Origin of the sequence: Flavobacterium branchiicola, from assembly GCF_018383905.1 — a bacterium.
In the GTDB taxonomy this organism is placed as follows: domain Bacteria; phylum Bacteroidota; class Bacteroidia; order Flavobacteriales; family Flavobacteriaceae; genus Flavobacterium; species Flavobacterium branchiicola.
The window spans coordinates 427,530-453,633 of the sequence record NZ_JAGYWA010000006.1; the positions used below are offsets into that span (position 1 = coordinate 427,530).

The 26,104-nt window shown below is 31.7% G+C and carries 25 protein-coding genes and 1 rRNA gene; 11 read left to right on the forward strand and 15 right to left on the reverse strand.

Annotation, left to right across the window (positions count from 1 at the left end):
- Window positions 1–242: 242 nt before the first annotated feature.
- Complete coding sequence (locus KHA98_RS17290; RefSeq protein ID WP_213259140.1) at window positions 243–542, reverse strand: hypothetical protein; 300 nt, start codon at window positions 540–542, stop codon at window positions 243–245.
- 167 nt (window positions 543–709) lie between these two features.
- Complete coding sequence (locus tag KHA98_RS17295; RefSeq protein ID WP_213259141.1) at window positions 710–1,570, reverse strand: polysaccharide deacetylase family protein; 861 nt, start codon at window positions 1,568–1,570, stop codon at window positions 710–712.
- A 394-nt stretch (window positions 1,571–1,964) separates the two neighbouring features.
- On the opposite strand from KHA98_RS17295, the gene tgt reads away from it, so the two are divergent.
- The 10 genes from tgt to KHA98_RS17345 all read left to right on the forward strand — a co-directional run bounded on the left by tgt (window position 1,965) and on the right by KHA98_RS17345 (window position 12,216).
- Complete coding sequence (gene tgt / locus KHA98_RS17300; protein ID WP_213259142.1) at window positions 1,965–3,095, forward strand: tRNA guanosine(34) transglycosylase Tgt; 1,131 nt, start codon at window positions 1,965–1,967, stop codon at window positions 3,093–3,095.
- A gap of 89 nt (window positions 3,096–3,184) precedes the next feature.
- Entirely contained in the window at window positions 3,185–4,273 is a 1,089-nt protein-coding gene (locus KHA98_RS17305; RefSeq protein WP_213259143.1) for an LptF/LptG family permease, read from the forward strand.
- Complete coding sequence (locus KHA98_RS17310; protein ID WP_213259144.1) at window positions 4,260–5,150, forward strand: DMT family transporter; 891 nt, start codon at window positions 4,260–4,262, stop codon at window positions 5,148–5,150. Before KHA98_RS17305 ends, KHA98_RS17310 begins: the two co-directional genes overlap by 14 nt.
- A gap of 112 nt (window positions 5,151–5,262) precedes the next feature.
- Window positions 5,263–6,216 (forward strand): acetyl-CoA carboxylase carboxyltransferase subunit alpha, encoded by a 954-nt coding sequence (locus KHA98_RS17315; protein WP_194620272.1) that lies wholly within the window; start codon window positions 5,263–5,265, stop codon window positions 6,214–6,216.
- A 140-nt stretch (window positions 6,217–6,356) separates the two neighbouring features.
- A complete protein-coding gene (gene dnaB / locus KHA98_RS17320) occupies window positions 6,357–7,901 on the forward strand; it encodes a replicative DNA helicase (RefSeq protein WP_213259145.1) in 1,545 nt (514 codons plus the stop codon).
- 135 nt (window positions 7,902–8,036) lie between these two features.
- The gene (locus KHA98_RS17325) at window positions 8,037–8,393 is read left to right on the forward strand and encodes a hypothetical protein (protein WP_213259146.1); all 357 of its coding nucleotides are present in this window, start codon (window positions 8,037–8,039) and stop codon (window positions 8,391–8,393) included.
- A gap of 170 nt (window positions 8,394–8,563) precedes the next feature.
- Window positions 8,564–9,055 (forward strand): hypothetical protein, encoded by a 492-nt coding sequence (locus KHA98_RS17330; RefSeq protein WP_246522385.1) that lies wholly within the window; start codon window positions 8,564–8,566, stop codon window positions 9,053–9,055.
- A gap of 2 nt (window positions 9,056–9,057) precedes the next feature.
- A complete protein-coding gene (locus KHA98_RS17335) occupies window positions 9,058–9,846 on the forward strand; it encodes a sensor histidine kinase (RefSeq protein ID WP_246522387.1) in 789 nt (262 codons plus the stop codon).
- Between the two features lie 112 nt (window positions 9,847–9,958).
- Window positions 9,959–10,624, forward strand: coding sequence for a response regulator transcription factor (locus tag KHA98_RS17340; protein WP_213259148.1), 666 nt, complete (start codon window positions 9,959–9,961; stop codon window positions 10,622–10,624).
- A 332-nt stretch (window positions 10,625–10,956) separates the two neighbouring features.
- Window positions 10,957–12,216, forward strand: a complete 1,260-nt coding sequence (locus KHA98_RS17345; protein WP_213259149.1) for an asparagine synthetase B — start codon at window positions 10,957–10,959, stop codon at window positions 12,214–12,216.
- A 1-nt stretch (window position 12,217) separates the two neighbouring features.
- Here KHA98_RS17345 and KHA98_RS17350 read toward each other — a convergent pair whose 3' ends face one another.
- The 13 genes from KHA98_RS17350 to thrS all read right to left on the reverse strand — a co-directional run bounded on the left by KHA98_RS17350 (window position 12,218) and on the right by thrS (window position 24,966).
- Window positions 12,218–13,021: an endonuclease/exonuclease/phosphatase family protein gene (locus KHA98_RS17350; RefSeq protein ID WP_213259150.1), complete on the reverse strand. Its 804-nt coding sequence runs from the start codon at window positions 13,019–13,021 to the stop codon at window positions 12,218–12,220.
- 54 nt (window positions 13,022–13,075) lie between these two features.
- Window positions 13,076–13,243: a hypothetical protein gene (locus tag KHA98_RS17355; protein ID WP_213259151.1), complete on the reverse strand. Its 168-nt coding sequence runs from the start codon at window positions 13,241–13,243 to the stop codon at window positions 13,076–13,078.
- Between the two features lie 169 nt (window positions 13,244–13,412).
- Complete coding sequence (locus tag KHA98_RS17360) at window positions 13,413–14,081, reverse strand: response regulator (RefSeq protein ID WP_213259152.1); 669 nt, start codon at window positions 14,079–14,081, stop codon at window positions 13,413–13,415.
- 10 nt (window positions 14,082–14,091) lie between these two features.
- Window positions 14,092–15,858 carry a tetratricopeptide repeat-containing sensor histidine kinase gene (locus tag KHA98_RS17365; RefSeq protein WP_213259153.1) on the reverse strand — a complete coding sequence of 589 codons (1,767 nt, stop codon included), beginning with the start codon at window positions 15,856–15,858 and terminating at the stop codon, window positions 14,092–14,094.
- Between the two features lie 2 nt (window positions 15,859–15,860).
- The gene (locus KHA98_RS17370) at window positions 15,861–17,618 is read right to left on the reverse strand and encodes a tetratricopeptide repeat-containing sensor histidine kinase (RefSeq protein ID WP_213259154.1); all 1,758 of its coding nucleotides are present in this window, start codon (window positions 17,616–17,618) and stop codon (window positions 15,861–15,863) included.
- Window positions 17,618–19,342 carry a tetratricopeptide repeat-containing sensor histidine kinase gene (locus KHA98_RS17375; RefSeq protein ID WP_213259155.1) on the reverse strand — a complete coding sequence of 575 codons (1,725 nt, stop codon included), beginning with the start codon at window positions 19,340–19,342 and terminating at the stop codon, window positions 17,618–17,620. Before KHA98_RS17375 ends, KHA98_RS17370 begins: the two co-directional genes overlap by 1 nt.
- Window positions 19,343–19,497: 155 nt before the next feature.
- A complete protein-coding gene (locus KHA98_RS17380; protein ID WP_213259156.1) occupies window positions 19,498–19,932 on the reverse strand; it encodes a carboxymuconolactone decarboxylase family protein in 435 nt (144 codons plus the stop codon).
- 78 nt (window positions 19,933–20,010) lie between these two features.
- Entirely contained in the window at window positions 20,011–20,601 is a 591-nt protein-coding gene (locus KHA98_RS17385; RefSeq protein ID WP_246522390.1) for a Crp/Fnr family transcriptional regulator, read from the reverse strand.
- Window positions 20,602–20,740: 139 nt separating this feature from the next.
- Window positions 20,741–21,346, reverse strand: a complete 606-nt coding sequence (locus KHA98_RS17390) for a hypothetical protein (RefSeq protein ID WP_213259157.1) — start codon at window positions 21,344–21,346, stop codon at window positions 20,741–20,743.
- Window positions 21,347–21,674: 328 nt separating this feature from the next.
- A complete protein-coding gene (rplT, locus tag KHA98_RS17395; protein ID WP_007810721.1) occupies window positions 21,675–22,019 on the reverse strand; it encodes a 50S ribosomal protein L20 in 345 nt (114 codons plus the stop codon).
- Window positions 22,020–22,120: 101 nt separating this feature from the next.
- Window positions 22,121–22,318 carry a 50S ribosomal protein L35 gene (rpmI, locus tag KHA98_RS17400; RefSeq protein WP_026727505.1) on the reverse strand — a complete coding sequence of 66 codons (198 nt, stop codon included), beginning with the start codon at window positions 22,316–22,318 and terminating at the stop codon, window positions 22,121–22,123.
- Between the two features lie 127 nt (window positions 22,319–22,445).
- Window positions 22,446–22,997: a translation initiation factor IF-3 gene (infC, locus tag KHA98_RS17405; protein WP_081909355.1), complete on the reverse strand. Its 552-nt coding sequence runs from the start codon at window positions 22,995–22,997 to the stop codon at window positions 22,446–22,448.
- A gap of 22 nt (window positions 22,998–23,019) precedes the next feature.
- Window positions 23,020–24,966, reverse strand: coding sequence for a threonine--tRNA ligase (gene thrS / locus KHA98_RS17410; RefSeq protein ID WP_213259158.1), 1,947 nt, complete (start codon window positions 24,964–24,966; stop codon window positions 23,020–23,022).
- 1,071 nt (window positions 24,967–26,037) lie between these two features.
- Here thrS and KHA98_RS17415 point away from each other — a divergent pair.
- Window positions 26,038–26,104: ribosomal RNA gene (locus KHA98_RS17415) — 16S ribosomal RNA — on the forward strand; the annotation flags it as partial.

Below are 26,104 nucleotides of genomic sequence, written 5' to 3' on the forward strand. Positions count from 1 at the left end.
TAGTTTACTATAATTGTGAAATTTCGTATGTTTTCTGTTAATCGTATAAAAAGGGATTAAATGCACGAAATTTTTTAAGTATTATTCTTAATTGACCGTAGAAATTGGGATTTTAAAAAAGAATATGAAGGTTTGGATAGGCCGAGATATAATTTTGCCACAGATTATAATGAGTAAGTAAATTAAAAAATAAGCATTAGTTAATATAATCTGTGGCAAAATAGGATTAAAGCAAAATAAGTTTAGTTGGTGTCGCTTTCGCTGTAAAAATTGTTTTCTTCATCTTCAGATCCAATTTCTTCCTGTTCGTCATCAAGTTCTGAACCTGGAATATCTAAATCGTTTCCAAGTTTATCACTGTTTTGTTTCCATTGATGATCTTTGGGAATAATAGTTTCGTCGGTTGAAATTTCTTCCAGATCAATTTCATCAAGTTTGTCTTCCTGATTGTAAATATCTTCACTTGCCGGATAATCTAAATTTTCCAGATTTCTTTCGATTTCATTTTCGTTTGCTGCGTTTTTATCGTCTGAATTGATCATAATTTCTAATTTTTTAATGGATATTAAAGTTATGAAATTATTGGATTCAGAATGTTATATGTTTTAATTACAAAGTTTTAGTATTTACATTCTTTTAAAAAAAAGTGATTTTTTAAGTTTCAGTTTTCAGGTTTAGGAAATAATTATCTCATTTTCTAATTGGTATATTATCTAATTGAAGAAATCTCTTTCCATGTTACTAATTGAATATTGTTTTCCTGAAGTATTAATTTACATTCTTCACTTGTAAAGAAATCAAAATCGATCTGACGCCATTCGGAACCAAAATTTGGATGATCTACGGTAATTCCTTGCATTTCAAAATCATCAAAAGCAGGATGAAGCAAGAAGACATTGAATCCTGGTTTTGTGTTTTCTAAAGCTTTTGCATAAGAAGTTCTCAGTTCGCCTTTTGAGAAGTCACTGAAATGTCCAATTAAAAGATGGTCTGCTACAAGAGTATCCTCGAAATTATATTTTTCGTCAGATAAACGAATTGATTCTACAAATTGCTTGTTGATGAAAACAGGTAGATTGTAGATTCTTCCAAGTTCTTTGTAGATTTCTAAAATTTCGGGAGTAACGCCAATACTACACATGTGTGAGTCGAGATGTGTAGGTTTGATTCCGAATTTTAAAGCTTTTTCAATTTGTGCAGTAAGTTCCTTTTTAATTTCAGAAAGCTTTGCATTTTCTTTAAAATCTTTTCTGGTTTTATAAAAATAACCGTTTTGATCGGTTAAACTCGAAACTTCAGAAACAGGAAGAACCGGACCAAATTTATAATTTTCCCATTCACAAGTTAGGGTTAAGTGTATACCGCAATCGTAATTTGGGTTGTTTTTAGCAAAGACAGCCATTTCATAAAACCATGGACAAGGTACCATTATGCTATAGGAGTTTACAGATCCGTTTTGGAGTGCTTTTATGGTTGCTTGGTTTTCTGAATGTGATAATCCGGCATCATCGGCATGAATGATTAATAGTTTGGCGTTTTCAGGATATCCAAGTTTTTGAGATAAGTTCATTTTGTATGTGTTTTTTGCACGCAGATTTTCGCGAATTTAAACGGATTTTTTATTGTTATGTTTGTGCCTTGCGGGGCTTCGACTTCGCTAAGCTTGACAATGACTATTTATTCAAATTTAAAGATTTCTAATGGAACTGTCATTTTTTCTTGCGTTAGGGATAGAAACGGATAGCCCACAGCCTGACGAAGGAAGTGCGAGGACTTGCAGCGGATAGCCCGACCGGAGGGAACGCCCAGAATATTTAAATTCTAATTTTTGAAATTTCAAACTTCAAGTTTCAGGTTTTCTTTGTTTCATGTTTCAAGTTGATTATCTAATTTTCTAATTGCCAAATTATCTAATTTATTTTCTCTGAAATTAGCTTATCTTTGCGGACTGAAAAAAGAAACAGATGAAGTTTGATTTATTACAAAAAGATCCGCAATCGAAAGCGAGAGCAGGAAGTATAACTACAGATCACGGCGTAATTGAAACGCCTATTTTTATGCCTGTTGGAACGGTAGCTTCTGTAAAAGGAGTGCATCAGCGTGAATTAAAAGACGATATTAATCCGGATATTATCCTTGGAAATACCTATCATTTATATTTGCGTCCGCAGACAGAAATTCTTGAAAAAGCAGGAGGATTGCATAAATTCATGAACTGGGATCGTAATATTTTGACAGATTCTGGTGGATATCAGGTTTACTCTCTTTCTAATAATCGAAAAATTAAAGAAGAAGGAGTAAAGTTCAAATCGCATATTGATGGTTCTTATCACTTTTTTACTCCGGAAAATGTAATGGAAATTCAGCGTACCATTGGAGCCGATATTATTATGGCTTTTGATGAGTGTACACCATATCCTTGTGATTACAGATATGCGCAGCGTTCGATGCACATGACACACCGTTGGTTAGATCGTTGTATTAATCATTTAGATAAGGTTCCTTATAAATATGGTTACGAGCAAACGTTTTTCCCGATTGTTCAGGGAAGTACTTATAAAGATTTACGTCGTCAGTCTGCAGAATATATTGCAAATGCAGGTCAGCAAGGAAACGCTATTGGTGGATTATCAGTAGGAGAGCCAGCTGAAGAAATGTATGCTATGACCGAAGTAGTTTGTGAAATTCTTCCGGAAGATAAACCTCGTTATTTAATGGGTGTTGGAACACCAATTAATATTTTGGAAAATATTGCATTAGGAATTGATATGTTTGACTGTGTTATGCCAACGCGTAATGCAAGAAACGGTATGTTGTTTACGGCAAACGGAACAATCAACATCAAAAATAAAAAATGGGAAGCTGATTTTTCTCCAATTGACGAAATGGGACACACTTTTGTAGACACAGAATATACAAAAGCATATTTACGTCACTTATTTGCGGCCAACGAATATTTAGGAAAACAAATTGCAACGATTCATAATCTTGGTTTTTATATGTGGTTGGTTCGTGAAGCAAGAAAACATATCTTAGCCGGCGATTTTAGACCTTGGAAAGAGATGATGGTTAAAAATATGAGCCAAAGACTTTAAAATATAGTTTCAAGTTTGAGGTTTTAAGTTTCATGTTCTGCAGAGAACGTGAAACTTAAAACTTGAAACAAAAAAAACAAAAATTATATATGCTGACGATAATAGATAAGTATATTTTAAAAAGATATTTAGCCACTTTCTCGGTGATGATCTTATTATTTATTCCGATTGGAATTGTAATTGACGTTTCTGAAAAGGTGAATAAAATGCTGGAAAACAAGATTCCGTTTATGGATATTGCTTTCTATTATTACAATTTTACCGTTTACTTCGCAAATTCATTATTTCCAATATTTCTGTTTTTATCGGTAATTTGGTTTACATCAAAATTGGCAAATAATACAGAAATTATTGCGATTTTAAGTTCTGGAATCTCGTTTACACGTTTCTTAAGACCTTATATTATTGGAGCTTCAATCGTTTCGGTTTTTGTGCTTTTAATGGGGTTTTTTATTGTTCCAGCCGCGAGTGAGGGTTTTAATAATTTTAGATATACGTATTTAAAAGGAAATGGTAAAGAGCTTATGCGCGGTGAAAACACCAATGTTTACCGTCAGATTAATGATCACGATTTCATTTTTGTAAATAGTTTTAACGAAGAATCAAAAACGGCTTTTAATTTTACGTTAGAGCATTTTGATAAAGAGAAATTAACCTATAAAATCTCGGCTAGCCGTATTAAATGGGATCCAAAAAAGAAAACCTATATTTTATATGATTACACCAAGAGAACGCTTGGCGAATTGAATGATGTAATCGAAAAGGATCCTGAAAAAGAGGTTAAGTTTAAATTTGAATTGGCCGATTTAACGCCGGTTGTATATATAGCAGAGACACTTTCTTTAGGAAAACTGATAGACTTTATTGATAAGGAAAGAAAAAGAGGTTCCGGGAATATAAATACATATTTAGTAGTTCTGTATAAAAAATACAGCGTTCCGGTTTCTGCCTTTATTTTGACTATTATTGCCGTTGCAGTTTCGTCTATGAAACGTCGTGGTGGTATGGGAACCAATTTAGCTATCGGAATTGCAATTGCCTTTTCATTTGTGTTTTTTGATAAAATATTTGGTACTCTTGCCGAAAAATCTACATTCTCACCATTATTAGCTGTCTGGTTTCCGAATATTGTTTTCGGGATTTTAGCAGTTTACTTATTACGCAATGCGAAACGATAATTTAAAAAGTTATTTAAATCTTCACTTAATTGTTTTTATCTGGGGTTTTACAGCCATTTTAGGCGCCTTAATTACAATCGATGCCGAAAATTTAGTCTGGTTTAGAATGCTTCTTGCTATGATTTTTCTTGGAGGATTTATTATCTATAAAAAACAATCTTTTCAGGTACCAATAAAAGAACTTTTTAAGTTGATTTTTGTTGGTTTACTGATTGCTTTACACTGGATTTTCTTTTTTAAAGCAATTCATGTTTCAAACGTTTCAATTACACTATCCATATTTTCTTTGGGCGCATTTTTTGCCTCTTTATTAGAACCGCTTTTCTTCGGACGAAAAGTATTATGGTACGAGGTTTTCTTCGGATTGATTATTATAGCAGGTTTAGCCTTGATATTGCAGGTTGAGATTAAATATCTTACAGGTGTTTATTATGCGTTAGCCGCCATAATTCTTGGGGTTTTATTTACTTTGATGAATGGGAAATTAATATCAGATCATGAGCCATCTGTAATTACATTTTACGAGTTTGGTGCCGGCGTTTTCTTTATTACTATTTATTTTTTAGTACAAGGAAAATTCAATAGAGATTTCTTTACAATGTCATTAAACAATTGGGGCTTGCTCTTTATTTTGGCTTCAATATGTACTGCTTATGCCTTTACCGCATCGGTAAAAGTAATGCAACGATTAACGCCTTATACTGTAATGTTAACGACTAATTTAGAGCCTGTTTACGGAATTGTATTAGCGTATTTTATTCTGGGCGGAAAAGAAAAAATGAGTGTCGAATTTTACATAGGAGCAGTCATAATTATTATTACTGTGATTCTAAATGGGGTTTTCAAACATTACCAAAATAAGAAAGAAAACTTGTAATAGTTTCCTTATTTTTAAAATGCATTTTTATACTTTAAATAACAATTAACTTCGCCAATGATATAATATTTTTATATTTGCGGTTCGATTTAAAAACAAAATTCAAAACTCCATGGAATATTTAGATTTTGAGCTTCCAATAAAAGAACTTGAAGAACAATTAGAAAAGTGCGTTATAATTGGAAAAGAATCTGATGTTGATGTTACGCCAACGTGTAAAGAAATCAACAAGAAACTAGAACAGACTAAGAAAGAAATATATAAAAATCTTACTGCCTGGCAACGTGTACAATTGTCAAGACATCCAAACAGACCATATACTTTAGATTATATCAGAGCAATTTGCGGTGATACATTCTTAGAGCTTCATGGTGACCGTAACTTTAAAGATGATAAAGCGATGGTTGGTGGTCTTGGAAAAATAAACGGACAGTCGTTTATGATCGTAGGTCAGCAAAAAGGTTTTAATACAAAAACACGTCAGTACCGTAATTTTGGTATGGCAAACCCTGAAGGATACCGTAAAGCTTTGCGTTTGATGAAAATGGCAGAGAAATTCGGAATTCCGGTTCTTACTTTAGTAGATACTCCGGGTGCATACCCTGGGCTTGAAGCTGAAGAAAGAGGGCAAGGTGAAGCGATTGCAAGAAATATTTTTGAAATGGTTCGTTTGCAAGTGCCAATTATTACCATTATTGTTGGTGAAGGTGCTTCTGGTGGAGCATTAGGAATTGGTGTTGGAGATAAAGTTTATATGTTAGAGAATACTTGGTATTCTGTAATTTCTCCTGAATCATGTTCTTCAATTTTATGGAAAAGCTGGGAGTACAAAGAACGTGCTGCAGATGCTTTAAAATTGACTTCATCGGATATGAAAAAACAAAAATTAGTTGATGATGTTATTCCTGAGCCACTTGGCGGAGCGCACTATGATCGCGAAACTACTTTTAAAACAGTAGCAGAATATATCACCAAAGGATATAATGAATTGAAAGACTTATCAACAGCTGATTTAATTGCCCAAAGAATGGATAAATACAGCAATATGGGTGAGTACAAAGAATAAATTCATACAATATGATAAAAAATCCGAAGCCCTGCGGTTTCGGATTTTTTTTTGGTTATGAACACAAAAACTTATTTATAAACAATACAATAGTTATAACTCGCTAGCAATTTTTTTTTAAATTTTGTTACTTTCGCTATATGGAAAATTTCAAAAATGTAAACCCTGTAAAGGTAGATAAAACCACTATTATTAATCTCGAAAAAGGGAAACTCCCTCCGCAAGTACTTGAAATGGAGGAGGCTGTGCTAGGAGCGATGATGATTGATAAAAAGGGGGTAGATGATGTAATTGATATTTTGCAGCCCGATGCTTTTTATAAAGATGCACACAAGCATATTTTTGAGGCGATTTTGCAGCTTTTTACAGAAACACAGCCAATCGATTTATTGACTGTTTCGAGTCAGTTAAAGAAAAATGGAAAACTGGAGCTTGCTGGTGGAGATTTTTACCTGATTCAGCTTACGCAGAAAATTGCTTCGTCTGCACATATCGAATTTCACTCGCGTATTATTCTGCAAAAGTTTATTCAGAGAAGTTTAATTAGAATTTCCTCTGAAATTATTGAAGAATCGTATGATGAGACAACAGACGTATTCGATTTGCTTGATAGAGCGGAGTCTAAATTATACGAAGTAACTCAGGGAAATATCAAGCGTAGTTCTGAAACCGCACAGAGTTTAGTTTTACAAGCTAAAAAGAAAATTGAAGAGATTTCTAAAAAAGAGGGATTAAGTGGTGTAGAAACTGGCTTTACTAATTTAGATAAACTAACTTCAGGATGGCAGCCAAGTGATTTAATTATTATCGCGGCAAGACCTGCGATGGGAAAAACGGCATTTGTACTTTCTATGGCCAGAAATATTGCTATTCAATATGGGCATGGAGTAGCTTTGTTCTCTCTGGAGATGGCTTCAGTTCAGCTGATTACCAGGCTAATTTCTTCTGAAACAGGATTGTCATCAGAAAAATTGCGTACAGGTAAATTAGAGGCACATGAATGGACAATGTTAAGTACTAAAGTAAAAGATTTAGAAAAAGCACCTTTATTTATTGATGATACACCCTCACTTTCTATTTTCGATTTAAGAGCAAAATGCCGTCGTTTAGCATCGCAACATGGTATTAAAATTATCATTATAGATTATTTGCAGTTAATGACTGCGGGAGGAAATGCTAAAGGAGGAGGAAACCGTGAGCAGGAAATTTCGACAATTTCCCGAAACTTAAAAGCTTTGGCAAAAGAACTTAACGTTCCGGTTATTGCACTTTCCCAGTTATCGCGTGCTGTTGAGACACGTGGTTCTAGTAAAAGACCTTTACTTTCGGATCTTCGTGAATCTGGAGCGATTGAGCAGGATGCCGATATCGTTTCGTTTTTATACCGACCTGAATATTATAAAATTGAAGAATGGGATGATGATGAGGCTTCGCCAACTGCTGGTCAGGCAGAAATTATGATCGCAAAACACCGTAATGGTGGTATCGAAAACATTCGTTTGAAATTTTTAGGACACTTAGGAAAATTTGATAACCTTGATGAATTTTCGGGTGGTTATGATGATCTGCCATCAAAAATGAATCATGATGATAATCCTTTTATTACCAAAAATCTCCCATCTGCAAACGAAGCATTTGGCAGTAATCTGAATGACGACGATGATGATAGCGATGTGCCATTCTAAAAATATTTACCAAAAGCCTTTTTATAAGGCTTTTTTTATGTTAAAAGGTTAAATTTCTTAATAAAATTCAGTAGTTTAGCGTGCCGATTCTAAAAGAATTCGACTATTAAATAACAACCAAAAACAAATTTAATCATGAGTAAAGAAAAATTCCCTGGACCTATTCACGTTCCAGTGTCAACTGCAAAAGCGTGGGAAAAAAAGTATGATGATGATTCCTCTATAGAAGAAAGAGGAGGAAAGGATAAAGTTAAAGCTTTTTTAATTCCACGCGAAAGTTTAAAAAAAGTACTTAAACTTAAAACGGATGCTGTTTTTGCATACATTGGAATAAATGATGACAACGAAAAGACATTGCTTTTTGTTGGAGCAAAATTAAATCCCTTAACAGGTAAGTATGAAAACGTTTACGGACCTCCGGAAAATGGTGATAATGCTGAGGGTGGCGAAGAAGTTGCTTATGATGGAGCAAGACCATGTCCTCCTTATTGATTTTGACTTTAATGTTTAAAATGGATGATTTTTTAATATATTCAAGTTATTTAATCTTATTAATTAATCTTATTTTATATTCATATAGCTTTTTCCGAAAGGAAAAAGCTAATGTTTTTTTTGTTTCCTATCTCGCCTTTGCTTTTATTCTGCAGTTTTTAATGGAAGTTATGTACTATCTGCGCGAGGATAATTTATATTTTGTTAATTCCTTTTTTATAGGACAAATGATTTTATTAGGCTTGTTTTATAATTCATTATTAACTAATAAGAAACAAAAAATATTTGTAAAATCTACCTTAATAAGTGCGTTGTTAATTTTTGCTGTGCAATTTAGTATTGATCCGAATCAGTTTTTTAAATACAATTTATTTGGAATTACTTTAACATCGTTGCTTATTGTTGTTTTTGCATTATTGCATTTTTACAATATGCTGACAGAAAGCAAAAAATATTATTATACCAGTATTGGGGTTATATTTTATTTACTGGCAAGTACTGTACTATATGTCGTTGGTAATCTTTCTCTAGAATTTAGTACAGATTTAAAATATATCATTTGGTTGGTAAATGCATTTTTACTTTTAATATATTATTTGTTTATATTGTACGATTGGAAAGTAACATTTTTTGATAAAACGAAAATGGATTTAAGAAAGTAATTATGGGGCATTCAATTCCTGAAAAAGAACTTGTAGTAATAATTCTGTACACTTCTCTGTTCTTTATTATTGTGGCAATTGCGTTAATTATATTCTTTTATTTTTCCAGAAAGAAAATAATTCAAAAAGAACTTGAAAAAATAGACCTGATGCTGCAATATCAAAAAGAACAATTGCATGCTGTAATTTTTACTCAGGAAGAAGAACGTAAAAGAATTGCTCAGGATTTGCACGATGATATTAGTTCTAAACTTAATATTGTTTCTCTAAACACTCATTTGCTTTCGGCTCCTGATTTATCTGAAGACGAAACAAAAGAGATTACCGAAAATATTATAAACCTTACTACAAAAGCGCTTGAGAATTCCAGAAAAATAGCACATAATTTGTTACCGCCTGTTTTTGAGAAATTTGGACTCAATGCTGGTATTGAAGAATTATGTGGAGAGTTTGAAAGCAGTAAAGCGGTCAAAGTTCATTATACCAATACTATAGATTTTGATGAAAAAGAAATCGATCGGCATTTACACGTTTTTAGAATTTTACAGGAGTTAATGAATAATTCACTTCGACATGGAAAAGCAACAGAAATTTGGATTTCGTTTGAAAATATTGACGGAATAAATAGTTGTAGCTACAAAGACAATGGTGTTGGTTTTGAAGCCAAAAATTGTGAAAATCAGAAAGGTTTAGGAATGAAAAACATCGATAGCCGAATTTCTTTTTTGGATGGTACAATTAAAATAATGTCACAATTACATAAAGGAATTGTTGTAAATTTTACATTTTAAAGTCTAAATTTCTATATAAACGGTCTTTTTGTATATTATATAGGATTACTTCGCTATTTTATGGTACTTATTTCGTAATTTCGGCATACCAAAGACTAAAACTAAACTGAAAATGAATGCGGCTATTAAAATTGCTTTAGTTGATGATGAAATTTTATTTCGAAAAGGAATTGCTTTTTTATTACAGCGAGAATCAAATATCGAAATAATTTTTGAAGCATCAGACGGCGAAGAACTTATTTTGAATCTGGAAAAGATTGAAGATAAGCCAGATATTATTATTATGGATTTAAAAATGCCGATCTTAAACGGCGTTGAAGCCACTAAAATTATTCGAAAGTCCTATCCGGATATTAAAATAATAGCACTCACAAGTTATGACACTAAATCGTTTATTGCTAATATGATTCAGGTTGGTGCCGTTGCTTATCTTATAAAAAATACCACACCAAAAGATCTGATTCATACTATAAATGAGGTTGCCAGAAAAGGATTTTATTATAACGAAAATGTTCTGAGGATTATACAAGAGACTATTGTTTCATCAAAAAATTCAAAAGGACAATTAGAAACAAGCTTTCTTTCTCCCCGCGAAATAGAAATTCTTCAGCTTATTTGTCAACAAAAGACAACTACAGAAATTGCAGAACATCTTTTTTTAAGTCCAAGAACGGTAGAGGGGCATCGCAATAATTTATTACTTAAAACAGAATCCAGAAATATTGCAGGATTGGTGGTGTATGCAATTCAAAATGAAATTGCAGTACTGACAATCTAAATTAGTTACTTGTTAAAAATTGAATCGACAATATATAGTAAAAAATTATTGTCACTACAAGAACGCAGATTCCTATTTTCTGTATTATATTAAGCCCATTACGCTGGTTATTTCTCTCATTGAATTTCATCGTCTCCTTTTTTATTGATTTATCTTTCAATGATTTGGGTTATCAAATGTAAGTAGAAAAAACTTTTGTGAAATACGTGTTTTTACGTGTTTTTGCAAAATAGTTTTCACAGTTATATTTAACAATTCTAATAGCCATAAAACAAAGAGATGTATGATGTTTTTTGATGCTTCCTTTATATCTTTACTAAAATAATATTCGCATGAAGAAGAGTTTGGTTTGTGTTTTTTTGTTTCTACTATCCTTATCAGCACGTGCTTCGTTTATTTTACTTCCGATGGACGAAACAACGCAGCAAAATCATCTAAAAGCTTACGGAATTACATATTGGTGCTTAAGTAAAGATTATAAGGCCAGTTGGCTTCTTAATTATAGAGGAGGTTCTTTTTTACTGCCGGATGCTGAGGAAATTAGAAAAGAATGCAAAATTCGTGGAGTAAGTTTTGAAGTACTTTCAGATAGTGAAGAAGCTTCAATTTTGAACGAAATTTCGAGCCCCTCACAAAATATGGAATCTGTTATTTTAGAGAAAGCACCCAAAATTGCAGTTTATACGCCAAAAGGAAAGCAACCATGGGATGATGCCGTAACATTAGTATTAACGTATGCCGAAATTCCTTTTACTCCAATTTATGATGAAGAAGTTTTAAGTGATCAATTGTTACTTTACGATTGGTTGCACCTTCATCATGAAGATTTTACAGGGCAATATGGTAAATTTTATGCGGCTTATAAAAATACACCCTGGTATATCGATCAGAAAAGAGATGCAGAAGCCCTGGCGACAAAACTCGGATATGCCAAAGTTTCACAAGAAAAAGGAGCAGTAGCTAAAAAAATTCGTGATTTTGTAATAGGTGGTGGTTTTATGTTTGCCATGTGTTCTGCGACAGACAGTTTTGATATTGCACTTTCAGCCGATGGAGTTGATATCTGTGAAGCGATGTTTGACGGTGATGCCAGTGAATCAAATTACCAGTCAAAACTGGATTATGGAAATTCATTTGCCTTTAAAAATTTTACTTTAGAAAGAAGACCGGAAGTTTATGAGTTTTCAGATATTGATATGACCACTAAACGAAGAGTTCCTATGGACAAAGATTATTTCACTTTAATGGAGTTTTCGGCAAAATGGGACCCAATTCCGAGTATGTTGTGTCAAAACCATACACAGTTGGTAAAAGGTTTTATGGGACAAACTACTTCATTTGATACTTCATTAATAAAATCCAATGTACTAATAATGGGTACATGCGAAATTAATGGAGAATCAAGATACATTCATGGAGAAAAAGGAAAGGGAATGTTTACTTTTTTTGGAGGTCATGATCCGGAAGATTTTCAACATCAGGTGGGAGATCCGCCAACAGTTCTTGATTTGCATCCTAATTCACCTGGTTATCGATTGATTCTTAACAATGTTTTATTTCCTGCCGCAAGAAAGAAAAAGCTGAAAACATAATTTAGTTTATTGAAAATTCAAACCAAATCGGAATATGATCGGAAATTCTCTTTGCTTCTGACAATGAATCAAATTTCTTGTAAAACGGAATTATACCGGAATTAATGTAACGTAAAGTGTTTGATTTGTAAAACATATTATCAAATTCTGATGCGAGACAGATATTATTTCTGCATTTTTGTTTCAGCGTCGTTTTCTGATTTTGTAAAATAGGAGAGTAGCCCATCTTTTTCAACGGATTAAAAACGGTATGAGATTGTGGGCAATTGAAATCTCCCAAAAAAATTAAATTTAGATCTGGATATTCGGCCGGTAAAAATTTAAAATATTTAATTTCTGTTTCCGGTTGTTTGCTTTTGGTGATAGCATGAAAGTTTGTAAGCGTTATAAGCTTTTTATTCACCTTGAATGTTGCAAAGTAAGGTTCACGATCAATTTCAAGATTGTATTTTTTTTCCAGCCAGGGTTTTCCTTTTAGTTGTGCTTTACTAGTTTTCCAGATGTAAGCATAACGTTCGGTTTTGTAACTGCTGCTGCTTGTAGGATCGCTAATGGCATAGTCCCAGTGAGATCCTTTTTCGTTTAATACAGTTGCAAGTTTCGCTACTGCCTGAGCACCGCCATATCCTGCCACAACTTCCTGAAGAGCAATGATGTCGTAATCCTGAATAGTATTGGCAATAAAGTTTATTTCAGACTGAGATTTAGATTTTCCAAAATTTTCAATGTTCCAGGAAACAATTTTAATTTGTGAAAAAAGGAAAATGCTGTAAAAAAAGAAAATGAGGCTTAGAGTGTTTTTCATGCAGTATTTAAAGTATCAAATATAAGCATTTCAAAATTTCACTTTTACGACATTTTAATGCTTTTTATATCTGTTTTTTAAAGCAGTTCCAATAATGATAATCTGTAAAACCAAAAGCGCCGGTATAAAAACCATTTTCCATTCGATCTTAAGCCATCCGCTCTTTTCTGAGATAATGATAAAACTTAGTGACAAAAAAATACATAGCAACATTGTTTTCATAAGTATTTTGTTATTAGTTGTATATATTTTTGATATTAACTTTTGATGAAAACTTTCATCAAAAAAAAGGTTATTCTTGGTTTTCATCAGGTTAATTAATAGATTATTATACAAAATTAGATTTATATAAAATCATTTCCTTACGGAAAGCCGTAAATAGCATTAATTTTTATACTAAACCGAAATCTTTTGCAATAGCAATAAGATGAACATTATTGTTGGCTTTAAAATATATCTTTAATTTATTAATTCTTTTCTCTATACTACTCGTTCCATTTGGAGTAATTGAAGATGATTTAAATTCACTAGATATATTTTCCAAAATATAACCTTTGGCTAAAAGTTTTAAAATAGAAATGTCATAAGACTCGATTTCAATTAAGGCCTTATCTGTAAAATTAAAAGATAAATCTGATGAAAGGATTTTCTCTTCGTTTCTAAAAGTACCTTCAATAGCTTTTCTTAATTCACTGATACTATTTCTTCCTTTAGAAACATACGCGTTTACCCCCAAATCATTAAATAAAGATTTGATTCGATACGATTTATCTTCAATTGAAAATACAATTTTCTTTATTTTTGGCTGTACATCATTAATCGCTTCAATCATTTCTTCTCCACTACTAAGAAATGTTTTACGGTGATCAGATTTAAATGATAAATCACTTATTACTAAATCATATGGTTCATTGTCTGCCAATGCTTTTTTTACTTTTAAAAGTCCGTCATCACAGTATTTAACATGATCAATTACGGGTATTTTAAGATCTTCAAGAACTTGAATAACGGCTATACTTATACTATCTAAATCTTCGGCAACTAAAACTTTCTTGAACATAATATTGTTTTTATAAAGGAAAGGTGAAACTTATTTTTAAACCTTTTTCAGAATTATTGTCAAAAGTAATTGTTCCATTTATTGTTTTAATACGGTTTTCCACATTTTGGAAATCATTTTTTAAAATTTGCCCATAATTACTTGTTCTGCGTCTATTATCAATATAAATAACTGACATGTTTTTGGAAAGAATTTTGAAGCTAACACTCACTAAAGTTGAGTTGTTATACTTTTTCATGTTTATAAATAGTTCTTGTAAAACCCGATAGACTATAATTTTTTGATTTTTTTCAATTTCATTCCAATTAATGGTATCTAAACCATTTAGTAAAATGTTTAGATTAACAGTTTTGAAATCTGAAATCATTTCCTTTAGATCTTTTGGATAGTTTTTATCGGTTTTAATCAAACTGTTTTCTTTAGAAATGTTCCTGGTTTTTGAATAAATCTGATCCAAATTTAGGAGTAATTTTTCTTTATTTTCTTTTTGTTCCAAATCTGTGATTTTAGCGAAAGCTGTAGTTTGATAAACATTATCTGAAAGTTCAGCGCGTAATTTTTTAGCTATTCGTGTTTCACTTTCGTAGATTGCTTCAATCTTAGTTTTTTTTCTTTTTGATGTTAAATAAAAATAAAGAAAGAATAATGCAATAATACTGAAAGTGATAATGATATAAGAAATGGTACTTCTGTTTTTTTGTCGTTGTAATAGAAGTTCATTTTCTGCTTTTTCGACTTTTAAATCTAAATTTTCGACTTTGTCTTCTTCTGAATTATATTTAATTTGAGCAAATTGATTTCGGGCACTTCTTCTGTCTAATGTTGTGCTATCAATTATTTTAATATAATCTGAAGTATATTTTTTAAGTGTATTTCCTTCACTAGTTTTAATTAATTGAGCAAGGCCATTTGCTTTATCGCTGGGTGCTGCATTTGCATAAGCTATTTTTGCATATTTTTGAGCTAATTTTGGATTTTTGTTTTCATAATAAATAGAGAGATTAAGGTATGAGAGAAACAAACCTCCTACACCCTCATTCAGTTTTTGATATATGTTAATACTTGCATTATAGAGTTCAACAGCTTTTGGTTTTTGTAGATGATAATAGCAAAGGCCTAGATTGCTAATAATATTTGCATGTATAGAATTATTTGTGAGTGATCTTTTTTTACTGAATCTTTTTATTCTTGACAATGGTTCGAGAATACTTATTGCTTCTTTATATCTTTTTTCTTTCATATAAAGTACCGCAATGTCAATAAGAACTATTGTTTTTTTAAAAGAAGTTCCAGGTAAATCCAGTGCTTTTTTATGATATAAAAAAGAATCTTTATAATTATAAGTATTGAGGTAATTAATAGCAATGTAACCATAAACATTCCTTACATTCATTACCTTTTTTACTTTACTTAAATAAGGGAGTGTTTTGATTAAAGTTTGTTCACTTGTTGTGTAATCACCAATTATAGTTTGTATGTCAGCCATTGAAGACAAAGAATAAACATATTCATCACAATTTATTTCTGGATTACAAAGTAGCATGGCTTTGTTATAATAGTAAAACGAACTATCTAATTTGTTGTAATCATATAGACTATCTGCTATAGTAAGTGTTTTTTTTATTTCAACGGAATAGTTTTTTTTAATGACTTTCTTTTTAGTTTCTTTTTGACAGGACAGAATTAGGGTAAAAAAGACAATTCCTGAAATAAGAATGAGGCTTAAGATGAAGAAAATTAAGTTCTTTGATTTAAAAAAGGTAAATAATTTGTTCATTATTATGCTGGAAATTTAATGAATGCCTTAAAACCAATAATAGAAGTATCATCGATTTTAATTGTACCTTTTATATCAAGTAATCTTAATTTGATATTTTGAAAATCATTCTGTAAGTCTATTTTATTGATACCAGTCCTTTGACCATTATCAGTATAGTTGATCTCAATATTTTTATCTGTTCTTTTAAAATTTATTCCAACTAAAGTTGCATTACTGTTCTTTTTCATGTTTACAAGTAATTCCTGTAGTACACGATAAAGTATTATTCTTTCATTTTTGCCAACTTCACTCCATAAAATGGCATCAAAACCATTTAATAAGATGTTTAGATTAGAAGTTTTAAAACCTGAAATCATTTCTTTTAAAACCTTTGGATAATCATGATCTACTTTAATCAGACTGTTTTCTTTTGAAATGTTCCTGGTTTTTGAATAAATATCATCAAGACTGCGAAGTAATTTTTCCTTGTTTTCCTTCTGGTCTAATTCATGAATTTCTGCAAATGCTAAAGTTTGATAAACATCATTAGCAAGTTCGTCATGTAATTTTTTTGATATTCGGGATTCACTTTTATAAATAGCCTGGCTTTTTTCTTTTTTTCCTTTTGATTTCAGATAGTAAAAAAGGAAAAGAGCTAAAAAAGTACTAAACGATAAAATTACATACGCAATGTTGCTTCTGTTTTTTTGTCTTTCTAATTGAAGTTCATTTTCAATTTTTCTGGCTTTTAGTAATAAATTTTCATCTTTATCTTTTTGTGAATTATATTTAATTAGTACAAATTGATTTTTTTTATTCTGTCTGGACTTGACTATACTATCATTTAGTTTGAGATATTTTAATGCATAGTCTTTTGATTCAGTGCCTTCGGTACAATCTTGCAATACGATTAAAACACGTTCCCGTAATAATACAGCTTTGAGCTTTAAGGATGTATTATAAGCCAGTTTAGCGTATTTTTTGGCTAATTCGGGATTTGTTTTTTGATAGTACATGGCAAGATTTTGATGACTATACATTATTTTCTCTTCATCTTTTAATTCAGTTTTAATCTTTAAGCTTTTTTTATAACATTCTAATGCTTTAGGATTCTTGAGAATAGCATAACAATACCCCAAATTATCTAAGGTTCTGGCATACTCAATTTGATCAATAGGTCTGTCTTTTTTGAAAACATCTTCAGTTTCACATAAAAAAACAAGAAGAGATATTGCTTCTTTGTATTTTTTTTGATCGATATAAACAGAACAGATTTTGTTTAAAGTGGAAGCTTTTTTTCCACTGGAAAAAGTGTAATGCAGAGCTTGTATATGATACTTAATAGCATTATTATAATCAAATGTTGAATGATAATTTTGAGCCATTATAGTATAAGTAAACCAGGGATATCTTGGTCTGGTTGTTCTTTTTAAATAAGGCAGTGTTTTTGCAAGTATATTTTCACTAGTAATATAATCTCCTTCAAGCTGTATAATTTCAGCCATGCAGGATAAAGAATAAACATAATAATTAGTGTTTCTTTCGGGGTCGCAAAGGGAATTAGCTTTATTAAAGTAAAAATAAGCGCTGTCAAGTTTACTATTGTCAAAGAAGAAATCGGCACTGTCAAGAATTTTACGGATTTCTTCGCGATGATTTTTTTCTTTTGCTTTTGGTTGATTTTCCTGTTTACAAGATGCCAATAGTATAGAGATGGTTGCTGCTATTAACAAATATAACAGACCATTCTTTTTTCTATTTAATACTATACTTTTCATTATGTTAAAGGAAATTTTATAAAGACTTTAAAACCTTTATCCGGAGCCGAATCAATATCAATTCTACCTTTAATAGAAAGGATTCTGGTTTCGACATTATGTAAACCGTTTTTAAGAGTCATTTCATTAATATCAGCGCCTTTGCCATTATCAGTGTAATTTATTTCGATATTTTTTTCTGATTTTTTAAAAGTGATTTCAACTAGAGTTGCGTTACTATGTTTTTTCATGTTCACCAGTAATTCCTGAAGCACTCTGTAAATGGTAATTTTTTTATTTCTTTCAATATCATTCCAATTAATAGAGTCAAGTCCGTTTAAAATAATACTAATATCAAAAGTATTAAATCCGGAAAGCATTTCTTTTAAGTATAAAATATAATTCTCATTACTTACAATAGGGTTGTTTTCTTTTGAGATATCGCGTGTTCTTGAATATATAGCATCAAGACTATTTAACAATTGCTCTTTGTTTTCTGTTATAGACAGATTTTTGTTCTCAGCAAAAGCCATTGTGTGATAGATATCATTTGCAAGTTCGTCATGTAGTTTTTTGGCAATCCTTGTTTCGCTTTTATAAGTAGCCTCTATTTTTTCTTTATTTCCTTTAGAGATAAGATAAAAATACAGTGTTAAAAGGAGACTTAAGCTTAGTATTATTATAATATACGAAATTATATTTTTGTTTTTTTGTTTTTCTAGCTGAAGCTCATTTTGTACTTTATGAGTTCTAAGTTTTAGATTTTCATCCTTTTCCTTTTTTGAATCATACTTAATTTTTGCAAATTCATTTTTTGCTTTCTGTCTTATTTCAAAAAGACTATCCACAAGTTGTACATAAGTAGTTGAGTATTTTTTTAATTCCTGATTAGAACTGTTTCTAATCATTAACTTTAATAGTGTTAGTCGCGCTTCCAAATCCTTTACAGAGTTAAAGCTTTTATAACTTAGAAGCATGTATTTTTTTGCAAGATAAGGATTGCTCTTCTCATAAAATTCTGCAAAATTGGCATATGTTTTTCCTAAACCTTTGATGTCATTAGATTTTTGTCTGACTTCAAGACCTTTGTTTAAGTATTGAAACGCCATTTGTGTTTCGTTTAGTTTGGTATAGCACAAGCCAATATTGTCAAGAAGCGAACCATATAAGGAAGAATTTTTTATCACTTCTTTTTCAGTAGCTAAGGGTAAGAAAATTTCAAGAGCCTCATTGTATCTTTCTTCATGTGTGAGAACGACTGCTATATTATTTTTTGCGTTTAATTTTTTCCAGTTTGATGTGTTTAATTGTAATGCTTTCTGATGATAAAGAATTGCATTTTTGTAATCGTAAATGTTTAAATAGTTCGTGCCCAAAGTTGTATACGTATTCCATACATGTAAATTGTTTTTTACATATTTCAAATAAGGCAAAGCTTCTGTAATTGTAGATTCGCTCCCGGCAAAATCTCCACGTGACTGCTGAATAGTTGCCATACGATTTAACGTACTGACATAATGATCAGAATCTGTTATGGGATTGCAAATGAATTTTGCTTTATTATAGTAGTAAAAAGAGCTGTCGAGTTTTTTATTTTGAAAAAAAGTATTTGCAATGGTAATTAGTTTTTCAACTTCAGCTTCATTATTTTTTGAGTTATTTAAGTCATTATCTTTTTTCTGACAGGATAAGAAAAACAGAAAAGTAACAATATATAGGGATGCTCTTAATTTTGGTGGTATCATGTGCCAAAAATAAAGAATTTTATTTCTTTAAAAATATAGAAATGAGGTAATTTATGTCTTTTGAGATTTATAAGTGTTATTTATACTTGTAAAAAATAAGTCCCTCAAATAGAGAGACTTATTTTTTATGTTGAAGTGCAGTTTATAGTTGCAGATTAAACAGCTCGCATACCTGTTGTGATGGCTAATCTGTTCCATGAATTAATAGTAATGATAGCCAATATTGTCTCAGCAAGATATTTTTCATCAAATAGTTTTGCAGCATTTTGATATACCTCTTCAGATACATGATTGCTTATCAAAGTAACTTCTTCGGTTAAAGCTAAAATGGCTTTTTCTTCTTCAGTGTAATAATCAGCTTCTCGCCATGCACTTATCAAATAAATGCGTTGTTCAGATATGCCATGTTTTCTTGCATCTGCGGTATGCATATTAATACAGTATGCACAGCCATTTATTTGAGAAGCACGAATTTTAATTAGTTCTTTATGTATTGACGTCAATGAAGTAGTAGAGATGTACTTTTCTAAATTCATTAAAGCTTGATAGGCTTCTGGGGCAACATTTGGGATAACGATTCTTGATTCCATTTTTAAGTGTTTTAAAAGTTCATTACAAAGGTCAATAATGTATACCTGTAAAAACTTGAACTACTTCAAGAAATGCGATTAGATTTTGCCAGCCCTAATTTTACTCATAAATTCTGCTGAAAAATCAAGATAAGATGCAATCATATATTGTGGAACACGTTGAACAAACTCAGGAAAGTGATCATTGAAATGATGATATCGTTCTTCTGCCGACATTGTAAATAAGTATTTAATGCGCATTTGCATTGCACCAAATGCTTTTTGAGAGACAATTCGGAAGTATCTCTCCAGACTTGGAATTTCAATAAGAAGAGCTTCCAGAACAATTTTATCAATTGCAATAACTTCTGTGTTTTCTATAGCCTGTAAATAAAAGCTTGATGGAATATGATTGTGATAACTTAGATAATCTGTAATCCACCAGTTTTCAATGCCAAATTGCAATGTCTGTTCTGCGCCCTTAGAATTAATAATATATTGTCTCATGCAGCCTTTAACTACAAAGTAAATAGAATTGCAAATTTGACCTTCTTTCAATACGTGTTCTTTCTTTTTTATTTTCGAAAGAGTAAGAGCCGATTCTAATTTGTCTATTTCTGAAGGTTTCAGAGTAATGAATTTTTCAATATGATCAAAAAGAGATTGGTACATAAGTGTAATTTGTATCATACAAATGTACTTCTAAAAATTGTTCGAAGATGACTGAATATTGAATACTATTGTACTAAATAATTAAGTTTAAATGAGTCTGTATATTGATTGTTCTCTCAAGAATGGTTTTTACTTGTCATTTAAGAATGAAAGAATATTAATTATAGAAATTAATATTAAACAGACAATCTACCTTGACTCCACTAGAAACAGCCGCTTGCCAGTTTGCATTTTCGATAAACATTTTTATTTGAGTAAAAATATTTTCTTTGAATTTTTGATTTTCAGGATTTGTAAATTTAATTTCAATATTAAGAGCAGAAATTTTTGAGTTTCTTTTAATGATGAAATTTGTTTTTGCAAAAAAATCTTGACTAGAGGTCTGTATAAAACCTTTAGGGAATTTAAAGTTTTTTAAAAAATCGTATAGAATTTCTTTTTTTTGATCTAGAAAATCTTCAGCTTTTGGATATATCTTACAGTAATTATCTACACCGTTTGGATATTCAAAAGGAGTATCTATTCTACTTATCACATACAAACTGTCAGCGGTTCTTTCTATTTTTTGTGTAAAGTTGCTGCCATATTTTGAGTTTAGTAATTCATTAAACGCTTTGTAATAACAATTGGTTGTTAAGTGATAAAAAACAGTATCGTTACTATACCAGTAAGATGAATTATCTGTTTCTGGAGAGATAGCAAAATGAATTCCCTTTTTTCTAAGTAAGTCTATTAAAATTGGATGGTGACGATTAGAATTCATATCAATATAGCCTTCGGGTTCAATATAGTAAAAGGTTTCTTTTGATTTAAAATCATGTTTGGCTTTTTCAATTTCAGAAAGACAATTAGAATCTCGTTTGTCGATTACTCTAATTATTGTATTGATAGAGTTCTTATCTAATATCTTGTCTTGTGATTGGGCAAAATGAATTTGAAATAAGAATAAAATTATGAAAAACCGTTTCATTTAAAAAGCTATTATTGAATTAACATTTTAATTGGAAAAATACAAAACAAAAAACCATTCGCGTTAACGAATGGTTTTTCTATGATAAGTAAGTAAATCTAAATTGAGTTTATAAAACGTTTTATTTTACTTTATTAAGAATAGCTTTGAAAGCTTCAGGGTGGTTCATAGCTAAATCTGCAAGAACTTTACGGTTCAATTCGATTCCGTTAGCTTTTACTTTCCCCATGAATTGAGAATAAGACATTCCTTCCAATCTAGCTCCAGCGTTGATACGTTGAATCCATAAAGCACGGAAATTTCTTTTGTTTTGTTTTCTATCGCGGTAAGCGTAGCACATTGCTTTCTCTACTGCATTCTTAGCAACTGTCCAAACGTTTTTACGTCTTCCAAAGAAACCTTTGGCTTGCTTCATTATTTTTTTTCTTCTTGCTCTTTTAGCAACTGAATTTACCGATCTTGGCATAATTTTAATGTGTTTTTGTAGCAGGCGTCCTGAATTGAATCAAAGGAACTTCAAAGCCATACTCCAAGGTTATATAAATAATTTTTTAACCTAAAGAATTATTAGATAATTCTTAATTGTTGTTTGATGCTTTTCATATCTGTTTGGTGAACTAGCGCTGAGTGAGTCAAAGCTAATTTACGTTTTTTAGATTTTTTAGTCAAGATGTGACTTTTAAAAGCATGCTTTCTTTTAATCTTTCCAGAACCAGTAACTTTAAAACGTTTCTTAGCGCTAGATTTAGTTTTCATTTTAGGCATTTTTCCTAGTGTTTTAATTTATTCTTACTTACTTATGTTTTTTATAAGCTTTAGGCTTTAGGCTTTAGGCTCTAGGCAATGTTTGAATTTTGCTTGAGGCTTAAGGCTTACTGCTTAAAGCAAATAATTATTTTTTCTTTTTCGGAGCAATGAACATAATCATTCTCTTTCCTTCCAAAACAGGCATAGCTTCAACTTTACCATGTTCTTCTAAATCTGTAGCCAAACGCAATAATAAAATTTGCCCTTGATCTTTATAGATGATTGAACGTCCTTTAAAGAACACGAAAGCTTTTAACTTAGCACCTTCTTTAAGGAACTTTTCAGCATTCTTTCTTTTAAATTCATAATCATGCTCATCTGTTTGAGGACCAAAACGAATTTCTTTTACTACAACCTGCGTAGACTTAGCTTTTAATGCCTTGTCACGTTTCTTTTGCTCGTAAACAAATTTCTTGTAGTCCATGATTTTACAAACCGGCGGCTCAGCATTTGGCGAAATTTCAACCAAATCCAATTCGAACTGATCTGCTAATCGTAAAGCATCTGCCAGCTTAAAAACACCTGGCTCGATGTTTTCACCTACTAGTCTTACTTCTTGTACACCACGAATATTGTTATTTATTCTGTGTGCATCTTTTTTTTCTACTCGAGGTTGAAAACCTCTGTTGCTTCTTATTGCTATGACTTTCTAATTTAAGTTAAACTGTAAAAACTTTTAATGTCTTTTTTATTTCTTCGTTTACAATCGCAGCAAATTCTTCGATTGAAACTGTGATATTGCCTTTTCCTTCTTGACCGTGGCGACGAATAGAAATAGTACCGTTTTTCTCTTCTTCTTCGCCTACAATCAGCATAAATGGGATTTTCTGCATTTCTGCATCTCTAATTTTCTTGCCAATTGTTTCGTTTCGGTTGTCAATTAGGGCGCGAATTTCGTGATTTTCTAGCAATTCTAAAACTTTTTTAGCATAATTTTCGTATTTCTCGCTCAAAGACAAGATTATAGCCTGTTCTGGCATTAGCCAAAGTGGGAAATTTCCTGCAGTGTGCTCTAGTAAAATTGCTATAAAACGTTCCATAGATCCAAAAGGAGCTCTGTGAATCATAACTGGTCGATGTAATTCATTATCAGCGCCTTTGTATGTCAAATCAAAACGTTCTGGCAAGTTGTAATCTACCTGAATAGTTCCTAATTGCCATTGTCTTCCCAAAGCATCTTTAACCATGAAATCTAGTTTTGGACCATAGAATGCAGCTTCGCCATATTCAACAACAGTATTTAAACCTTTGTCTGCAGCAGCGTTGATAATAGCATTCTCGGCTTTCTCCCAATTTTCATCTGTACCGATGTATTTTTCTCTATTCTCCTGATCTCTTAATGAAATTTGAGCTGTAAAGTTTTCAAATCCTAATGAACCAAATACATATAATACAAGGTCAATTACTTTTTTGAACTCTTCATCCAATTGTTCCGGAGTACAGAAAATGTGTGCGTCATCCTGAGTAAAACCTCTAACACGAGTTAAACCGTGTAATTCACCAGATTGTTCATATCTGTATACAGTACCAAATTCAGCATAACGCTTTGGTAAATCCTTGTACGACCATGGTCTTACATTATAAATTTCACAGTGGTGAGGACAGTTCATAGGTTTCAATAAAAACTCTTCACCTTCCGCTGGAGTATGAATTGGCTGAAAACTATCGGCACCATACTTAGCATAATGACCAGAAGTAACATAAAGTTCTTTCTGACCAATATGTGGACTAACAACTTGTTCATAACCAGCTTTCTTTTGAGCTTTCTTTAAAAATTGCTCTAAACGCTCTCTAAGTGCGGCTCCTTTTGGTAACCATAAAGGTAAACCTTGACCTACCTTTTGAGAGAAAGCGAATAATTCAAGTTCTTTTCCTAGTTTACGGTGATCACGACGTTTTGCTTCTTCAAGAAGTTCAAGATATTCAGTCAAATCTTTTTGTTTAGGGAACGATGTTCCGTAAACACGAGTTAATTGTTTGTTTTTCTCGTCACCTCTCCAGTAAGCACCAGCAACACTCATGATTTTAAAAGCCTTGATGATTCCAGTATTCGGAATATGTCCGCCACGGCATAAATCTGTAAAAGTGGCGTGATCACAAAAAGTAATTGTTCCGTCTTCAAGATTCGAAATCAACTCAGTTTTGTAAACATTGTCTTTATATATTTCTAATGCATCTGCTTTACTAACCGGACGCATTTTGAACTCATGTTTCTCTCTTGAAATCTCAAGAACGCGGTCTTCAATCTTTTTAAAATCAGCTTCAACAATTTTCTGATCTTCAAAATCAACATCGTAATAAAAACCATTAGCAATTGCAGGTCCAAGAGTTAATTTAATTCCTGGATATAATTCTTCAAGAGCTTGAGCCATTACGTGCGAAGTCGAATGCCAGAAAGCTTTCTTGCCTTCCGCATCATTCCAAGTATATAATATAAGATTACCATCGGTCGTCAATGGAGTTTCGGTTTCAATAGTTGTACCATTAAAAGATGCTGAAATCACGTTTCTGGCAAAACCTTCGCTAATGTTTTTAGCGACCTCCATTGGAGTTACGCCTGAAGCGAACTCTCTAATTGACCCATCGGGTAAAGTAATCTTGATCATTGTTTATAATTTTGTGAATGCAAATATAAGTGATTAGAAAAACACATACAATATATATGTATAAGTTTACTCTATTATATATAGAGTAGTTTTTCTCTACTACCAAATATATAATAGTAAAAACACATTTCCAACCCGACAGGTTTTCAAAACCTGTCGGGTTTGTTGTTTGTATACATATATAATATATAAGTATCGTTTTGTCTGGCTGAGCGAAGCCGAAGCCTTTATGGATTTAAAGATCTATAATAATATTGATGATAATAATAAGGAGCTAGATCCCGCTATCCGCTTCAATCTTTTTGTTTTGAACACCAAAACAAAAAGGATTTCCGCTTCTATCGGGGCTAGGGAGTGAGTTTTCAGAAGAAAGAAAAGGGAAAACTTAGCGACTTAGCGCCTTTGCGAGATTAAAACGAGAGAAGAGAAGAACCGAAAACACTAAAAAAAGCGAAGCAAAGCGAGAAAAAGCATAAAACACCACCCGGAAAACGGGCAAAAATCAGCAAAACCACACCTAGAACAAGAAAAATCGTACACAGAATCAAAAAAAGGCGATCTGTAAAGTATGTGTTATCAGAGTATTAAGAAAAAGGGCAAAAAAACATTAAAAAAAGGGGATTAAAAAGCTTGCGCAACTGGAATTGTTGTGTACTTTTGCACCCGCAACAACGCAGACGTTCACAGAAATACTGACAAGAAGACTAATTAAGAGAAAAGAAATTTTCAAAAAAAAAGATTAGAAAAAGCTTGTGAGATTTAAAAACGCTCGTTACCTTTGCACCCCGCAAAACACGGGAAGTTTCTTGAGAGAATGGTAAGAAAGATTAGAAAAGAGATGATGAAAAAAGTTTCAAATTTTTTTAAATTTTTCTTGCAAGAAACAAAAAGAATTTTTAGTTTTGCACCCGCTTTGAGAGACAAGCGACAGAAAAAGAAATACACGTTCGTAGACATATTGAATTGACAGCCGTTCCGATGAAAATCGGAACAAATAAAATAAGAGTAATAGAATCGTAAGATTTGAAAAGAACCACTAGAGAACACATCGCAATATAATATAAAAAATATACGATGAAGAGTTTGATCCTGGCTCAGGATGAACGCTAGCGGCAGGCTTAACACATGCAAGTCGAGG

Excerpts from the sequence above, each read along its gene's own strand:
- KHA98_RS17345 (WP_213259149.1), top strand. The coding sequence starts at position 10,957 with ATGAAGAAGAGTTTGGTTTGTGTTTTTTTGTTTCTACTATCCTTATCA.
- KHA98_RS17390 (WP_213259157.1), bottom strand. The coding sequence starts at position 21,346 with ATGAATTCTAATCGTCACCATCCAATTTTAATAGACTTACTTAGAAAA.
- KHA98_RS17360 (WP_213259152.1), bottom strand. The coding sequence starts at position 14,081 with ATGTTCAAGAAAGTTTTAGTTGCCGAAGATTTAGATAGTATAAGTATA.
- KHA98_RS17370 (WP_213259154.1), bottom strand. The coding sequence starts at position 17,618 with ATGAAAAGTATAGTATTAAATAGAAAAAAGAATGGTCTGTTATATTTG.
- KHA98_RS17290 (WP_213259140.1), bottom strand. The coding sequence starts at position 542 with ATGATCAATTCAGACGATAAAAACGCAGCAAACGAAAATGAAATCGAA.
- KHA98_RS17310 (WP_213259144.1), top strand. The coding sequence starts at position 4,260 with ATGCGAAACGATAATTTAAAAAGTTATTTAAATCTTCACTTAATTGTT.
- KHA98_RS17365 (WP_213259153.1), bottom strand. The coding sequence starts at position 15,858 with ATGAACAAATTATTTACCTTTTTTAAATCAAAGAACTTAATTTTCTTC.
- KHA98_RS17350 (WP_213259150.1), bottom strand. The coding sequence starts at position 13,021 with ATGAAAAACACTCTAAGCCTCATTTTCTTTTTTTACAGCATTTTCCTT.
- KHA98_RS17335 (WP_246522387.1), top strand. The coding sequence starts at position 9,058 with ATGGGGCATTCAATTCCTGAAAAAGAACTTGTAGTAATAATTCTGTAC.
- thrS (WP_213259158.1), bottom strand. The coding sequence starts at position 24,966 with ATGATCAAGATTACTTTACCCGATGGGTCAATTAGAGAGTTCGCTTCA.
- KHA98_RS17315 (WP_194620272.1), top strand. The coding sequence starts at position 5,263 with ATGGAATATTTAGATTTTGAGCTTCCAATAAAAGAACTTGAAGAACAA.
- KHA98_RS17325 (WP_213259146.1), top strand. The coding sequence starts at position 8,037 with ATGAGTAAAGAAAAATTCCCTGGACCTATTCACGTTCCAGTGTCAACT.
- KHA98_RS17305 (WP_213259143.1), top strand. The coding sequence starts at position 3,185 with ATGCTGACGATAATAGATAAGTATATTTTAAAAAGATATTTAGCCACT.
- KHA98_RS17355 (WP_213259151.1), bottom strand. The coding sequence starts at position 13,243 with ATGAAAACAATGTTGCTATGTATTTTTTTGTCACTAAGTTTTATCATT.
- KHA98_RS17295 (WP_213259141.1), bottom strand. The coding sequence starts at position 1,570 with ATGAACTTATCTCAAAAACTTGGATATCCTGAAAACGCCAAACTATTA.
- rplT (WP_007810721.1), bottom strand. The coding sequence starts at position 22,019 with ATGCCAAGATCGGTAAATTCAGTTGCTAAAAGAGCAAGAAGAAAAAAA.
- KHA98_RS17330 (WP_246522385.1), top strand. The coding sequence starts at position 8,564 with ATGTACTATCTGCGCGAGGATAATTTATATTTTGTTAATTCCTTTTTT.
- KHA98_RS17385 (WP_246522390.1), bottom strand. The coding sequence starts at position 20,601 with ATGATACAAATTACACTTATGTACCAATCTCTTTTTGATCATATTGAA.
- dnaB (WP_213259145.1), top strand. The coding sequence starts at position 6,357 with ATGGAAAATTTCAAAAATGTAAACCCTGTAAAGGTAGATAAAACCACT.
- KHA98_RS17380 (WP_213259156.1), bottom strand. The coding sequence starts at position 19,932 with ATGGAATCAAGAATCGTTATCCCAAATGTTGCCCCAGAAGCCTATCAA.
- KHA98_RS17340 (WP_213259148.1), top strand. The coding sequence starts at position 9,959 with ATGAATGCGGCTATTAAAATTGCTTTAGTTGATGATGAAATTTTATTT.
- KHA98_RS17375 (WP_213259155.1), bottom strand. The coding sequence starts at position 19,342 with ATGATACCACCAAAATTAAGAGCATCCCTATATATTGTTACTTTTCTG.
- rpmI (WP_026727505.1), bottom strand. The coding sequence starts at position 22,318 with ATGCCTAAAATGAAAACTAAATCTAGCGCTAAGAAACGTTTTAAAGTT.
- tgt (WP_213259142.1), top strand. The coding sequence starts at position 1,965 with ATGAAGTTTGATTTATTACAAAAAGATCCGCAATCGAAAGCGAGAGCA.